The 15011-nt window shown below is 37.7% G+C and carries 13 protein-coding genes; 10 read left to right on the top strand and 3 right to left on the bottom strand.

Features of this window, described 5'->3' with window-relative positions; genetic code table 11:
• Nucleotides 1–6: 6 nt before the first annotated feature.
• A complete protein-coding gene (locus tag ACESPU_RS02095) occupies nt 7–492 on the bottom strand; it encodes a hypothetical protein (protein WP_008771835.1) in 486 nt (161 codons plus the stop codon).
• A 137-nt stretch (nt 493–629) separates the two neighbouring features.
• On the opposite strand from ACESPU_RS02095, the gene feoB reads away from it, so the two are divergent.
• Both feoB and ACESPU_RS02105 read left to right on the top strand, forming a co-directional pair.
• Nucleotides 630–3119 carry a ferrous iron transport protein B gene (gene feoB, locus ACESPU_RS02100; protein WP_158533015.1) on the top strand — a complete coding sequence of 830 codons (2490 nt, stop codon included), beginning with the start codon at nt 630–632 and terminating at the stop codon, nt 3117–3119.
• Nucleotides 3120–3169: 50 nt separating this feature from the next.
• Entirely contained in the window at nt 3170–3319 is a 150-nt protein-coding gene (locus tag ACESPU_RS02105; protein WP_085931208.1) for a FeoB-associated Cys-rich membrane protein, read from the top strand.
• A gap of 67 nt (nt 3320–3386) precedes the next feature.
• Here ACESPU_RS02105 and ACESPU_RS02110 read toward each other — a convergent pair whose 3' ends face one another.
• A complete protein-coding gene (locus ACESPU_RS02110) occupies nt 3387–4703 on the bottom strand; it encodes a UDP-glucose/GDP-mannose dehydrogenase family protein (RefSeq protein WP_057327173.1) in 1317 nt (438 codons plus the stop codon).
• Between the two features lie 266 nt (nt 4704–4969).
• Between ACESPU_RS02110 and ACESPU_RS02115 the strand changes: the two genes are divergently transcribed.
• The 8 genes from ACESPU_RS02115 to ACESPU_RS02150 all read left to right on the top strand — a co-directional run bounded on the left by ACESPU_RS02115 (nt 4970) and on the right by ACESPU_RS02150 (nt 13872).
• Entirely contained in the window at nt 4970–6067 is a 1098-nt protein-coding gene (locus tag ACESPU_RS02115; RefSeq protein WP_005856146.1) for a glycosyltransferase, read from the top strand.
• Nucleotides 6064–6273: a glycosyltransferase family 2 protein gene (locus tag ACESPU_RS02120; RefSeq protein WP_005856144.1), complete on the top strand. Its 210-nt coding sequence runs from the start codon at nt 6064–6066 to the stop codon at nt 6271–6273. Before ACESPU_RS02115 ends, ACESPU_RS02120 begins: the two co-directional genes overlap by 4 nt.
• Before the next feature lie 83 nt (nt 6274–6356).
• Nucleotides 6357–7220 (top strand): glycosyltransferase family 2 protein, encoded by an 864-nt coding sequence (locus ACESPU_RS02125; RefSeq protein ID WP_008778269.1) that lies wholly within the window; start codon nt 6357–6359, stop codon nt 7218–7220.
• Between the two features lie 389 nt (nt 7221–7609).
• A complete protein-coding gene (locus tag ACESPU_RS02130) occupies nt 7610–8464 on the top strand; it encodes an O-antigen ligase (RefSeq protein ID WP_224202488.1) in 855 nt (284 codons plus the stop codon).
• Nucleotides 8465–8467: 3 nt separating this feature from the next.
• Nucleotides 8468–9901, top strand: coding sequence for a lipopolysaccharide biosynthesis protein (locus tag ACESPU_RS02135; protein ID WP_373133108.1), 1434 nt, complete (start codon nt 8468–8470; stop codon nt 9899–9901).
• Nucleotides 9902–9936: 35 nt separating this feature from the next.
• Nucleotides 9937–10842: a glycosyltransferase family 8 protein gene (locus tag ACESPU_RS02140; protein WP_259013069.1), complete on the top strand. Its 906-nt coding sequence runs from the start codon at nt 9937–9939 to the stop codon at nt 10840–10842.
• Nucleotides 10843–11706: 864 nt separating this feature from the next.
• A complete protein-coding gene (locus ACESPU_RS02145) occupies nt 11707–12294 on the top strand; it encodes a hypothetical protein (RefSeq protein ID WP_259013070.1) in 588 nt (195 codons plus the stop codon).
• 108 nt (nt 12295–12402) lie between these two features.
• The gene (locus tag ACESPU_RS02150) at nt 12403–13872 is read left to right on the top strand and encodes a sialidase family protein (RefSeq protein ID WP_259013071.1); all 1470 of its coding nucleotides are present in this window, start codon (nt 12403–12405) and stop codon (nt 13870–13872) included.
• Here the strand turns inward: ACESPU_RS02150 and ACESPU_RS02155 are convergent.
• Complete coding sequence (locus ACESPU_RS02155; RefSeq protein WP_010184356.1) at nt 13842–15005, bottom strand: SGNH/GDSL hydrolase family protein; 1164 nt, start codon at nt 15003–15005, stop codon at nt 13842–13844. The genes ACESPU_RS02150 and ACESPU_RS02155 overlap by 31 nt on opposite strands.
• Nucleotides 15006–15011 lie beyond the last annotated feature (6 nt).

Genomic DNA, 15011 nt, shown 5'->3' on the forward strand with positions numbered 1-15011 from the left:
AAGCGTTTAGTCATTTTTATGATTATTCAAGAATGTATTGATAAAACCGATCAACTTCACGAAAGAAGCGGAAAATTGTCCGGTATCGCTATTACGGATAGAGATAAATTTCTCCTTACCTTCCGTAGTAAATGAAACCTGATACATGATATCTCCTAAATCCCGGTTCGTCTCCTCCTCAAAGCCATAAGAGTCTTTCATCTTAAAGAAATTACATTTTTGCAGAATCGGTTTTAAAGAAGCAAACTCCTCGTCAGTCAATGTCCCCTCCATAATTTTAGGATCTCGTTTCTTGGCGAAATTATCCATATAATAATTATACTCCTCGATACGGAATGTCTTGTCACTATCAAACAGAACCATTAGTTTGTAGTTATCTACACTTTCCATACTATAACTAAAAGAGAAATCCTTCAATTCTTTTTTACAGCCTGTAAAACAAGCAGACAGAAGAACCAATAAGGTAGCGAACAAAGTAATTCGTAGTTTCATTTGTCTAAAGTTGAAATTTGTGGCACAAACATACATAAAATACTCGAAAAACAACCCATGGAAATAAAAAAATACCTATTAGTTGGTATTGGTGGTACGAAGTTTTCAAGCTACCTTCGCGTAACATTTAATAGGACATGAGATTATCAGAACTTCGCACAGGCGATAAAGGTGTTATAGTAAAGGTAATGGGTCGCGGAGCTTTCCGCAAACGCATTATCGAGATGGGATTTATCAGAGGGAAAGAAGTGATCGTTATACAAAACGCTCCGCTCAAAGACCCTATTCACTATCGTGTAATGGGATATGATGTCTCATTGCGACGCTCGGACGCCGCATTGATCGAAGTCGTTAGCGCGGCGGATTTCGAGAAGGAACAAGCTACCTCGGTACAAGATACGAACAGGAGTGCAGACTCTTTTATCCTGCCTCCCGGCAATGAATTGCAAGCCATCGCATTACATAAAGGAAAAACAATTAACGTAGCCTTGGTTGGTAATCCGAACTGCGGAAAGACCTCTCTTTTCAATTTCGCATCCGGAGCACATGAGCATGTGGGTAACTATAGCGGCGTGACCGTAGATGCCAAGGAAGGAACCTTCCAACAGAATGGCTATACATTCCGCATCGTAGATTTACCGGGTACTTACTCCCTATCCGCTTACACGCCGGAAGAATTATACGTGCGTAAGCATTTGAATGAAGAGCAACCAGACGTGGTGATCAATGTTATCGACGCATCCAATCTGGAGCGAAACCTATATTTGACCGCCCAACTGATCGATATGGACGTTCGCATGGTAATCGCCTTAAACATGTATGATGAGCTGGAACGCCATGGTAATAAATTCGATCATGAGTCCTTAGCAAAAATGATCGGGGCACCGATTATCCCGACCGTAAGTAAAACAGGCTTTGGCATAGAGGATTTGTTTAACCGTGTAATCAAGGTATACGAAGAAGAAGATCCTGTCATCCGTCATATCCATATTAATTACGGAGAGTCTTTAGAGAAAGGGATCAGCAACGTTAGGAAGACCTTGAAAAATAGCGTGGATATACCCAAAAGCTTGTCAAAGCGCTATCTATCTATCAAGCTATTAGAGGGAGACCGGGAGATAGAGACATTTATAAAAACGCTGCCCGGTGCCGAAACGATCTTCCAAGAAAGAGACCGTAATACAGCCCTAATAGAAAAGTTATTGCAAGAGGATTGTGAGACCGCATTCACGAACGCACGCTATGGCTTTATTTCCGGAGCGTTGCGTGAGACTTACGAACAAAATACGATCAAAGAGGCAACGAGTACGCAGATCATCGATCTATTCGTCACGCATAAAGTCTTAGGCTTCCCTATCTTTATCCTATTCATGTGGATCATGTTCGAGGCCACTTTCCGTTTGGGAGGCTATCCGATGGAATGGATAGAGGCATTGGTCGAAGTGATCGGTAATTTCGTGCGCAGCCATATGTCGGAAGGACCTTTGAAGGATCTTCTCGTGGATGGTATCATCGGTGGCGTGGGAGGTGTTATCGTGTTCCTGCCGAATATCTTGATTCTGTATATGTTCATATCGTTCATGGAAGACTCCGGATATATGGCACGTGCGGCTTTTATCATGGATAAGATCATGCATAAGATGGGACTGCATGGAAAGTCGTTCATCCCTTTAGTGATGGGATTCGGTTGTAACGTTCCTGCTATCATGGCCTCCCGTACGATAGAGAGCCATAATAGCCGGATGATAACGATGTTGGTAAATCCGTTGATGAGCTGTAGCGCCCGCCTGCCGGTTTATGTATTGCTGACCGGGGCGTTTTTCCCGAAGAACGCCAGCTTTGTGTTATTAGCTTTATATGTATCCGGAATCTTGCTGGCAGTTATCATGGCCCGTCTTTTCAAACGCTTCCTGTTTAACGAGGAGGATGTTCCTTTCGTAATGGAACTCCCCCCCTATCGGATGCCTACCGGCAAATCCATCATGATCCATATGTGGGAGAAAGCGAAACAATACTTGCACAAGATGGGAGGTATCATCTTGGTCGCTTCTATCATCATCTGGTTCCTTGGGTATTTCCCCAGACATTCGGAGAGCGGAGATCAGTTTGATCGCCAGATAGCGGAGATCGAAAATACGGAGTTGGATTCTCAAGAAAAAACAGATACGATAGAGGAGTTAGAACGCTTGAAGGCAATCGACCACCAACAAAATTCGTATATCGGGCGTATCGGCCAGACGATTCAACCGGTCTTGGCTCCCTTAGGATTCGACTGGAAAATGAGTGTAAGCTTACTTACCGGTATGGCGGCGAAAGAAGTTGTTGTCAGCACGTTAAGCGTATTATACACGGGGAATGCCGATGATGACAGCCAAGCCCTGTCGGAGCGTTTGAAGCAAGACCGTAACGCAGAAGGTAATTTGGTATTCACACCGCTCATAGCGATTAGCTTAATGCTTTTCGTCTTGATTTATTTTCCGTGCATAGCAACTATATCGGCTATTGTCAACGAGTCTGGCTCATGGAAATGGGGTATATTCGTTATCATTTATACTTGTGTCCTAGCATGGATCGTTTCTTTCATTGTTTATCAAACGGGGAATTTCTTTGTGGGTTTATTCAGCTAAGAACTTTCCTATGTTTTATTTAGTTATATATAGGAGGTAAATTTATAGGTATGTGGCAAGATATAGCAGTTTGCGTTATTGGTATCTCGGTTATCGGATATATCGCATATAAGGTTTATCGAATGCTTACGAAACCGAAATCCAGTGATCCTTGCTGTGGGTGTAGTGGGTGTTCGTTAAAGAAAGAATTGATGAAATAGACAATTGGGTTGTGTCAAGCAAAGAATTGCAACACAGCCCCATAACTTATTTCCAACCAAAAGGTCTTTACCGACCTATGCAATGATAAATAAAACCGGCCTCCTCCAATTCTGCCTTATCATAGATATTACGTCCATCCAAGATTAAAGGCGTAGCCATTAATTTCTTAATAACAGACCAAGAAGGCATACGGAATTCTTTCCATTCAGTAACCAACAATAGTGCATCCGCATCTATCACAGCCTCATATATATCTTTAACATAAGAAATCACATCTTCAGGCAAACGTCTTTGAGCCTCAGGTATAGCCACTGGATCATAAGCCGAAACCAGACATCCGGCGTTTCTTAACTTTTCGATCAAAACCAATGAAGGAGCCTCTCGCATATCATCTGTCTCCGGCTTAAACGCCAACCCCCATAAAGCGATACGCTTACCTTTGATATCCCCGTTAAAATGCTTCACTAACTTACGAAACAATATTGACTTCTGCTCTTCATTTACAGCCTCTACCGCTTCCAATATACGCATCTGATAACCACTATCGGCAGCGGTCTTCACAAGCGCTTTGACATCTTTCGGGAAACAAGAACCTCCGTATCCACAACCCGCATACAGAAAACGACTACCGATACGAGCATCCGTCCCAATCCCTTTACGCACCATATTTACGTCAGCACCGACAATCTCACACAAATTAGCGATATCATTCATAAAACTGATACGAGTCGCCAACATAGCGTTTGCCGCATATTTAGTCATTTCAGCAGAAGGGACATCCATAAAAATCACCCGGAAATTATTCAGTAAAAACGGACGATATAACTTTGACATCAATTTCTCGGCACGCTCGGATTCCACTCCTACAACTACACGGTCCGGACTCATAAAATCCTTTACCGCAGCCCCTTCCTTCAAGAACTCTGGGTTAGAAGCAATATCGAACTCTATATTTACATTCCGCTTAGCTTGCTCATCCTTAATAGCTCGCTTTACCTTCTGGGCAGTACCTACTGGAACCGTACTTTTAGTAACAACCAAGATATATTTATTCATGTATCTTCCCACGGTCCGAGCAACCTCCAACACATATTTCAAATCCGCGCTTCCATCCTCATCTGGAGGCGTCCCCACTGCGGAAAACAAGACTTCCACCTCATCCAGACATTCTTTTAACTCGGTAGTAAAATGCAAACGCCCCGCCTGCATATTACGAGCCACCAATTCATCCAAACCCGGCTCATAAATGGGAACGATGCCTTTCTTCAGATTATCGATCTTATTTTTATCCACATCTACACAAAACACCTCTGTACCCATTTCCGCAAAACACGTACCTGTTACCAAGCCTACATAGCCTGTTCCAACTATTGCTATTTTCATAATTCCCTTTGTTTCTCAAAATATCTTAAAAACGTATGCAAATGTACAATAATTCATAGAAATCCGCTATCATAAATATACAAATTGAAAAAAATCATATGTTCGTCTGTTTTTAAAGAAATAACTGTTAACTTTGTATTCGGTTTCCCTTTAATAGAGGGAAATCTTACATTGTTAAACAAACGGAGAAATCAACAATAATAGATTCACCCGTCCGTTATTATTGCAGGTACAGTTTGACAGTAAAGAAAAATAAGGAAGAGAGCATGACTAAAGTTTGTTTCTTGGTATCATCATTATGCAACGAAGGCCCGGTTAATGTTATGTATAACATTATCCAATATATGGACTTCTCCAAGTTCAAGGTATCTATCATTACTTTCATACCAGAGAAAAAAACTACCCGAATTAAGGATTTCCAGAAGTATCCGCTTTCGATTCATCAATTGGCACCAGAAACGCCTCTTAATCCATTCGCTTTATTCACGGCACTAAAACAAGAGGTAAAATTGATCAATCCGGATATGCTTCATGCGCATTGTCCGCGTTCATTATATTTAATGTGCTTTTTACCTCGAAAGTATAAACGAATCTATACGATTCATATCTATCCGGGACTGCAGCAGCAGATATTATATGGAAAATTTAAAGGAGATATCGTCAATCAACTGAACCATTTCTTCACCCGAAAAGTAGATCTCCCCATAGGTTGCTCTGAAAGTGTAGGAAAACTCTATAAAGAAAATAAAGGTTGGGACATCTCTTGCATACCCAATGGATCTTCGTTACCCATCTGGAATTGCGATCCGATTTATCGGCAAAAGCTAAGAAAAGATTTAGGACTAAAAGACGATATCCGATATTTTATTTTTATCGGGCGCTTCTCAGGAGAGAAGAATCCTGAACTATTAATACGTGCCTTTAAACAAATAGGGGCCAAGCAAGTGGGATTGATCATGCTCGGTGAGGGACCCTTATGGGAAGATTTAAAAAAAGAAGGTGATGACCGGATTCTTTTACCCGGTTTTAAAACGAATGTTTATGATTACTTAATCGCTTCCGATTATTATATTTCAGCCTCAGATGTCGAAGGATTGGCAAACACGCTGTTGGAGAGTATGACAGTAGGATTACCTATGTTACTTTCTGATATACCTTCACACCAAGAGGTGCTATCGAAGATGAGCGTCACGACAGGATATATTTTCAACAATAAAGACAGTAATAGTTTATTCGACAAAATAGAAAAAGTGCTCCTGTTAGATCGTACAGAAGTCGCACGAGAAGTACAAGACATATTCCAAAAGCATTATACAGCGAAGAAAATGTCTTTGTCTTATCAAAACGCATATACTAGTTTATGACACCTTATGTATCTATTATAACCATAACAAGGAATCATTTCAAATATATCATGGAGATACTAAATTCGTTGTTCACGACAGGAAGACCATCAGTCCCGCTCGAAGTCATCATCGTAGATAATTGCTCATCTGATGGTACGATTTACTTTTTAAAGAAGAATCGGTTTAAGGTAATAACCCGACCAACAAACTTAATAATGTTATAATAGGTGAAAAATACAATCTATCATCAACAAATAGAACATAAATTGCATCTATAAAATTAAAAACATAATAGGACAAAATGATAATGAAACCAGAAATATCGATTATAACAGTTGGCATGAATCACCTTTCATACGTGAAAGAGATGCTTGCGTCTTTGTATTCAGTAGGAAGTCCATCCGTTTCATTCGAGGTTATTTTTGTTGATAATTGTTCTACTGACGGAACCGCCGATTATATCCGGAACAATTATCCTACCATAAAACTCATTGAGAATCAAAAGAAATATGGTTTTGCCCGAAATAATAATATTGGAGCAAAACATGCTATAGGGAATTATATACTTATATTAAACCCAGACATCATATTAACGCAAGGAGCAATCGACAAATTATACAACTATGCGATAAAACATCCTTCATGTGGAATTGTCGCACCCAAGTTACAAAACCGGGACTGCTCATTGCAATATTCTGCACGTAGATTTCCTTCAATTAAGATTTTGCTAAATCGGGCTCTTACCAAAGGAAATGATAAGTCCGGCAATAAAAATGTTCAAACCTATTTACTGAAGAACCTTCCTATGGACACTCCTACAGAGGTCGATTGGTGTATGGGAGCAGCGTTTTTGATCTCTCACACATTCTACAATGAACTAAAAGGATTTGACGAGAAATTCTTCTTGTATGTAGAAGATATGGATATTTGCTATCGTTGTTGGAAAAAGAATAAGAAGGTAGTCTATTACCCTTTATCCAAAATGACGCATGTTCACCAAAGAAGTAGTCAGCGTCTTAATAAGAAAACGTTAATTCATTTGAAAAGTTTCTTTTATTTCTTTAGGAAAAACAGATTTAAGATCAAATCTGAGGCTCAGCACCTCACAAGTGCACCTCAAAGAGAAAAAGAAACATTTCAGTTACAACCAAAGGTCGTTCCTAGCAAATAAAAAAGATGATACAAGAATTCATAAACAAGCAATTTTATAACTTATTTATTTTCACGTTCATATTTGGATTGGTCCTTTATGGAACGATCGGATTTGATAGTATAGATGAGATATGTGCTTGCATCTTGCTTATCTTATTTATTTTCGCAACATTCAAGACGCCGGATTGGGCTATAAATAAGTCATTTCTAGCGGTAAGCTCTGTTTTCATATTTTATACGATTTATTCGTTTTATATACATAGTAACTCTGCGAAAGGAATCATCTCAGACATGATTATCCAATTTAAACCCTATTTAGCTTTTTTCGCAGTTTATTATCTCTGTCCTGTATTTAGTTCGAAACAGAAAGATTTGATAAAGAAAATCATTCTTATTATATCCTTTTTCATGTTTCTTATAGGATGTGCGTCTCTAGTCTATCCACTCGCCTTCAGAGTAACTGTTGGGCATGTCGCTTATTTCGCCGCTATCATAACCGCATCCTCCCTGCTTTATTATTATTGTAGCGAAGGTGCTAAAATTGATAAGATGATCTTTATCCTTATTTTAGCGATTGGATTATTCTCGGCTCGTTCAAAGTTCTATGGATTTTTTATCATATCTCTGGTCACCGTGATATTCTTCGGGAACATAAGTCGTCTGAAGCTCAATTTCAAGACAATAGCGATAGCCGTATTAAGTCTTGCCGCAATGGTTTTAGCTAGCTGGAAAAAAATGGTCATGTACTTTGGTGTGGGTAAATCCTTGGACAGTGTTCCCGAGGAATTCATGGCCCGTGCCATGCTATACGTCACATCTTTCGAGATTTTCAAGGACTTTTTCCCATTTGGGTCGGGCTTCGCTAGTTTTGCCTCCCACTCCTCTGGCGTTTATTATTCGCCTCTATACGCAAAATACGGTATCGAGAATGTAAAAGGGATCAGTAAAAACAATTATAGTTATATAGCGGACACCTATTATCCCTGTTTAGCTCAATTTGGGATAATAGGCGTATTCTTATATATACTATTTTTCGCCTATATCATACGGAAAGCCTACAAACTATTTCTCTCTACGCAAAAGGAGAAATATTTTATTATACCTTTTCTTATCATCGGGTATCTATTGATTGAGAATATCGCAGATGCCACGTTTACCGGACATCGGGGTTTCTTTATAATGATGTTGTTAGGGCTTGTAATGTCTGAGCAAAAGCACCAATTGTTGGCTAATAAATCAACCTCTCAAAAACAACCCGAATAATACATGGCAAGCAAAACAGTAAACGGTCTTTTTTGGAGTAGCATGGAAAGGATTTCGGTACAGGGAGCTCAATTCGTGTTAAGTCTTTTCATCGCTCGTATCTTGTCGCCTTCCGACTATGGGCTTGTCGCCATGCTTGGTATTTTCATGGCGGTAGCTCAAACGTTCGTTGATAGTGGCTTCTCGAACGCTCTTATCCAGAAACAGGGAAGAACAGATGTAGACTATTCGACGGTTTTCTTTTTCAATATATTTATCGGGATAGCCATGTACCTTCTCCTTTTCTCCACCGCTCCATTCATAGCCTCATTCTACAGCCAGCCTCAACTAGAAACCATCATAAAATTCGTAGGATTAAACTTAATCTTGACCTCATTCTGCGCCGTACAACGAGCACAACTGACCATTTCCCTCGATTTCAAAAAGCAAGCTATCATCTCATTCAGCACAGTAGCTATAAGTGGAGGAATAGGTATATGGCTGGCTTATCATGGTTATGGTGTATGGACACTGGTCATCCAAAGTTTACTCACGAATTTATTAGCTTTGATATTACTTTGGGGAAGTACCCGGTGGATTCCTCGCCTATGTTTCTCCAAAGAGTCTTTCAAGGAATTGTTCGGATTCGGATCTAAATTACTTGCCGGAGGATTGCTTCATACGATATATCTGAATCTATACTCATTGGTAATTGGTAAATATTTTTCATCCGCTGATCTGGGAAACTTCAACAGGGCTACTTCTCTTGCCCAATACGTTTCCGTTAATATAACAAGCATCATCACACGGGTCACTTATCCGATAGAATGCCAAATACAGCATGATAACGAGGAACTGCAACGAAAGTTCTTCATGTTCATCCGTATGACAGCCTTCATCATATTCCCGTTGATGATCGGCTTATGTGTACTGGCTGATCCATTAATTCGTGTTATCTTGACAGATAAGTGGGTACATACCATACCATATTTACAAATATTAAGTATCGCTTATATGTGGGACCCGATCTCACGCCTGAACTGGGATCTGCTCAACGTAAAACGGAGAAGTGATTATTCCCTGCGATCCGAGATCATAAAAAAGCTCATTGCGGTTACTATCTTAGTCATTACCATTCCATTTGGGATCACCATCATGTGCGCCGGTATCGCTGCTTATGCCTTATGTGACATCTATGTATTGACAAGATTCACTAAAAGACTTTTACCCGATGTTTACCTGCGAAAAGAGCTTAAGGCTTTATGTCCTATACTCTTGTTATCCATATCGATGGGACTAATCATATACGTTTGCGTAAGTTTTATCCCTATCTTATTATTTAAACTCATTGTCGGTATAATTATAGGTATCTGCTATTATCTAACTCTATCCTATTTGCTTAAATGGGAAGAGATAGATTTCATTCTCTCGTTGATCCTAAAAAAACATAGACAGTAGAAACACAGTATTAACCTGAATAAAAAACACATCCTATGGATATTGTATGTTGCACAGACAATAATTATGTCATACCCTGTGGTGTATTAGTAACCTCTATTTGTGTGAATAACCCGAAAGAGGAGATTACGGTACATATCTTGACAGAGGGAATATCCCCTGAAAACCAAGAGGTATTGAAAAAGGTCGTAGCCAAATATGGCCAGCAAATCCAGTTCTATACTGTAGATAAAAAGGTTTTCGCCAACTGCCCGATAAGTAGACATATCACGTTAGCGACCTATTTTAGACTTATCATGACGGATATACTTCCCAAAAGCGTTGAGAAGGTCCTTTATCTCGACTGTGATGTTGTCGTCCGCCACTCACTACGCTCATTATGGGATACAGATATAAAAAGCTATGCCGCCGGAGTAATCCCTGATATGTCAATAGATGACATACGTATCTACAACCGGCTCCAATATTCCCCATCTCTTGGCTATTTCAACGCTGGGGTATTATTGGTCAACCTAAGATATTGGCGAGAAAATAATCTTTCAGAAAGCTTTTTCGAGATAATCAACAAATACCCTGAGAGACTTAGATACCATGATCAAGATGTATTGAATATAGTATTAAAAGAGATCAAGCTAACCCTGCCCATGAAGTACAATGTACAGCACGGATATTTTTTCAAGGACCCGTTGATTAGCCGAACTTACCGGGATGAAAGAGAGCAAGCTATCACTGACCCCGTTATCTTGCATTACAGCGGCAGCAAACCTTGGTTTATCGAATTTGAACCTCCTTTCAAAAAAGATTTCGCTTTCTATTTAAACATATCCGGCTTAGATAAAAGCTTTATTAGGCATATACCCATGAAGGCACGCATTAAGGCAAGATTCCGTTCGTTACTAGAAAAATTGGGGCTTATCGCTCCCAAGGATAGCCTATTCTAACTTACTTTTATCCACGCGTTCCACGTTTGTAATAATCTGTTCATGTCCAAATTATTACAAACGTGGATTATAATAGAAAAGAAAAAAATGAACATACATTTAAAAATCATCAATACGAGCTCATCCGATATTTAATGGTGATACGTATAAACCCAATCTATCAAGCCCCATTAAAGTGAACAACTTACGACTTGTCTAACCGTAGGCTTACGGCTATACCTAGTGCTAGGCTTACGGCTTGTATAGTAAATAACTTACGGTTTGAATAATAGATAACGAATCGCTAAAGCTCTCATCTGAACAGCACCAGACTCCTAGCCAATATATAAAATTGGCAGGATCAACAAGCACATTTTACCTCAATATAGATAATGTCCTCCCCCTTTCATACGACGAAGATGAGACTAAATTGGTGAAGCCTGTTTCATCAACAAAGTTAACTAGCTGGAATGCCTAAGTAAGTTAACTTACTTTGCCGATGAAGCCAACTTACTTTATAACTACGGATATCCAAAAGAAAAAAGCCCTAAAACCACACGTTCAATATGGATGATTTCACATGATCAAATCGGTCAACTTCTCACAAAATATTTCTCCGGACATGATCATTCCAAACACTCAAACTTTCAACAACTATGCGGAATGACATATTACGGCAAACTACCGCTTACTAGTTTTCAAACGTGTGAAAAAATTAACAATATCTATTACTACATAGCACTGTTTTATGTAGTGGTGGAAGTTTTTAAATAAAAAGGATTACTAAGTATCTCTCATAGGAACTTCTTTAAATCAAAAAAACTTACAAACAAGAGCTTATTTAATTTAATTTATAAATAGATAACATTATATATTTTGTAAATCATGAATATAACCGTAAATTGCAAAAACAAAAAAGGCTTATTGTTTTTTAACCTTATAATACAAAATATTATGAACAAATTTCTATTTCTAATCGTATTATCATTATTATTATCATGCAAGAATGATGAAAATAACAATAGTGATGAAATTATGCCACCAATTATTGTGACTAGCCTAAGTAGTGAAAAGCAAGTAGAAGAACCCAATATTCTATTTTCCAGCAATGATATAAAATCTTTTAATATAGCAACAGGTGAAATCACTTTCAATAATGAAGTTATCAAAGAAAATATAAGACCTAGCTCACAAAGGAATCTCTGTTTTTACTTAAATGGGGAACATTTATTCAATATAATTACTTTTACAGAAACATCTTCTATTATGTCTCATATCATCAACGATTTAGTTCTACTCCATGATATGCTAGACGGAAAAATATATCTCAAAGACGGTTATCCATCTATTGACGTTCTTGGCGAAAGTAAAAAGGAGGCTCAAGCTCTTCGAGAAAAAAATAAAGAAAAAATGACTGTTTCATGGGAACTCTTTATCAATGCATTAAAAATAGAGAATAAATTGATTGAATAAAAAATCTTCAATAACCAGTAACCTCATTCATATTATCTTCTCTGTTAGTTTAAGGTGTATATTTATAGAATAAATATACTAAAAAATCATCAAAAACAACAAAATAAAATGAAAACTATAACTTACACTTATATATTTTTGATATCATTATTCTCTTGTTCAGAAGATATAGAGAACCATAGATTAGATTTGTCAGAAAAAGACATATCCACAAAATCAGCTACTATTGATGAGGTGAATATTCTATATTCCACAAAACCAATAGCAGATGAACCTATTACAGTTACAGGTCATACAAGTGCAATCATACGTGAGGGAATGGCCAATGCAATTATTAATATCACAGAAGAAAATAAAGATGCTTTCAAACTAGATCCTGGGCGATACGTCGTGGATTTTTATAGAGTAACAAAAAATATTACTTTACCAAACGGTGCATATGGTTTAAAACAAGCTTCACCTGATTGTGGATATGACCCTTATGAGGGTAATGGCGTTATAGGTTACAGTCCTACCCAGACTGGAAATATTTATTCAATGCAAACAAATACTACACATTTTAAGTCAAAAGATGGGGTTAGCTTGTCAAAGGAGACTTGGCGCCCTCATATGCCACAATATCTGAAGTGGGTATATGCTTGTAGATATAATCCTAATTTAATAAATAGAGTTGATGTTATAAAAAGTGACAAACATGTCGCTTTCACAACTATCGCCGGAAATTCAAACAGAAGTAAAATTTTAATTGCTTACAGAGAAGGGAATAGTCACTTAAGTTATGATGGAAAAATTATCCAACTAACAAGTTATGATTATGGCAAGACTTGGAAAGATAAAAAAGTCATTTATACACCGAGCCCTAATACAGATGCTAGAGATCCACAATTTTTAGTATTATCTGATAATACTCTAATATGTCGCTTTTTTGAAAGAACAGCAAATAAACATACAGTCAAATGTATCCGATCCAGCGATTTTGGCAACACTTATCAAAGTCCGATCACATTACCAGGTTCATCTGCTCCTAATTGGACAGGCGATGCTGCCGCTAGAGGTAATATGCTTCTTCTTAATGGTATAATCTATTCTGTCTCTTACGACTCCGTCCGTGCTTGGCTAACAAAATCTACTGATTCAGGAAATACATGGTCGTATGTATCAGAGCTTAAAAATGGCATAAATGAAACATCTTTAGGATACGAGAATGGAAAAATATTTTGTATTGCGAGACAGGCCGCTACCGGACCTTCCGCATATGGTACAAGTAATGATATGGGAAAAACGTGGAGCTGGCAAGATATAAATATATCAGCTGATGCACCTTCATTAACCTCTTATAATAATGGCTACATTCTTACTTTTAGAAATAAAGCAAATGTTACATCTTCTGGCTATTCTTTAGATCTCGCTTTTTGGAAAAATGGCCAAATAGCTTCTACCCCTGTTACTTTATATAGTAATATGGACATGGACATAGGATATGCAGATGTACTAACCATGAATGGCTCTTTTTTAGTAAGTTGTTATATCCCCAATATAATAAGGAGTTATGAATTTTGGTATGACATACTTAAATGATCTTCTTTAAAGATTTCTGGTAAATCCTTCAAGACTTGCTCATACATTGCTTTATATCCATTCGGAGTTGGATGTATACCGTCATAAAATAAATAACCATCTCTCCATTGGGTTGGATCATTTTCTTTTGTCACAGCCTCATGCATATCTATATATTTAATATTCATACTTTTAATCCAGTCATTTATTAGTTTAACAGGCTCATAGTCACGATCCTTACGAGGAGTGACTGTGAGTAAAATAGGGATTTGTCCATTATTTCTTAAAATAGATATAGCTTGTAGCATATATTTCTTATATTCCTCAACATTAAGGTAATTATTTGTGCCTAAGGCTAAAATAACGTACTTAGTCTTATACCAAGAATTTTCTATCTTAAATCGATTAATAAATTCATCAGACATCATCTCTCCTCCTTTACCATCTATCAAACATCGTTCTTTTCCCAATACAGAAGTAAGCATCGAACTCCAACGATATTTTCGATCTATACCATTAATAAGTAACATTGTCCCCTCTACAAAAGAGTCTCCAAAAATACTCAATACAGGGTTATGAAAAGGAGCTGTTATCCATGAATCTAAGAGCTTTACTTCACCACGCCTCACCGCAAAGAAAGGTTTCCCCCACATCAAAAGTTGATAAGGATCCTTTTGCGCAGAATAAGTCCGCTTAAATTCCTTTAGTACGTTTTTGTCAGCCTCTATCTCCCTTATAAAAAAAGAAACACTATCTTCCCTTTTATCAAAACCTATCGAATATAACATATCCTTATTAAGTGTAAAGGACAAAGGAAGAGACTCATTTAAGGCAGCTTGATAATCCTTATTGGATTTATAAATATCCACTCGTTCCTTATAAATATTCATAAATCCTAAATCTTTTCCTACCGATAAATCTATATCATCTGATAATATACGAATAATTACTTCTTGGGATAGTTCATCCGTATAAACGTTTGAGATAAAAGTAAACAGACTATTTTGAACACCATCCTTTTTATCTAATATATCCGATCTTAAATTGGATATACCTTCCTTATAAAAAGGAATCGCTCCTTCAAATGTATTCATTTCATCTTTAGTACATGCCAACAAGAAGAATAAGCACATCATTTTAATAATTATTTTCATTTTCTA

It is taken from the genome of Parabacteroides sp. 20_3 (assembly GCF_964238835.1).
Taxonomy (GTDB): Bacteria; Bacteroidota; Bacteroidia; order Bacteroidales; family Tannerellaceae; genus Parabacteroides; species Parabacteroides distasonis.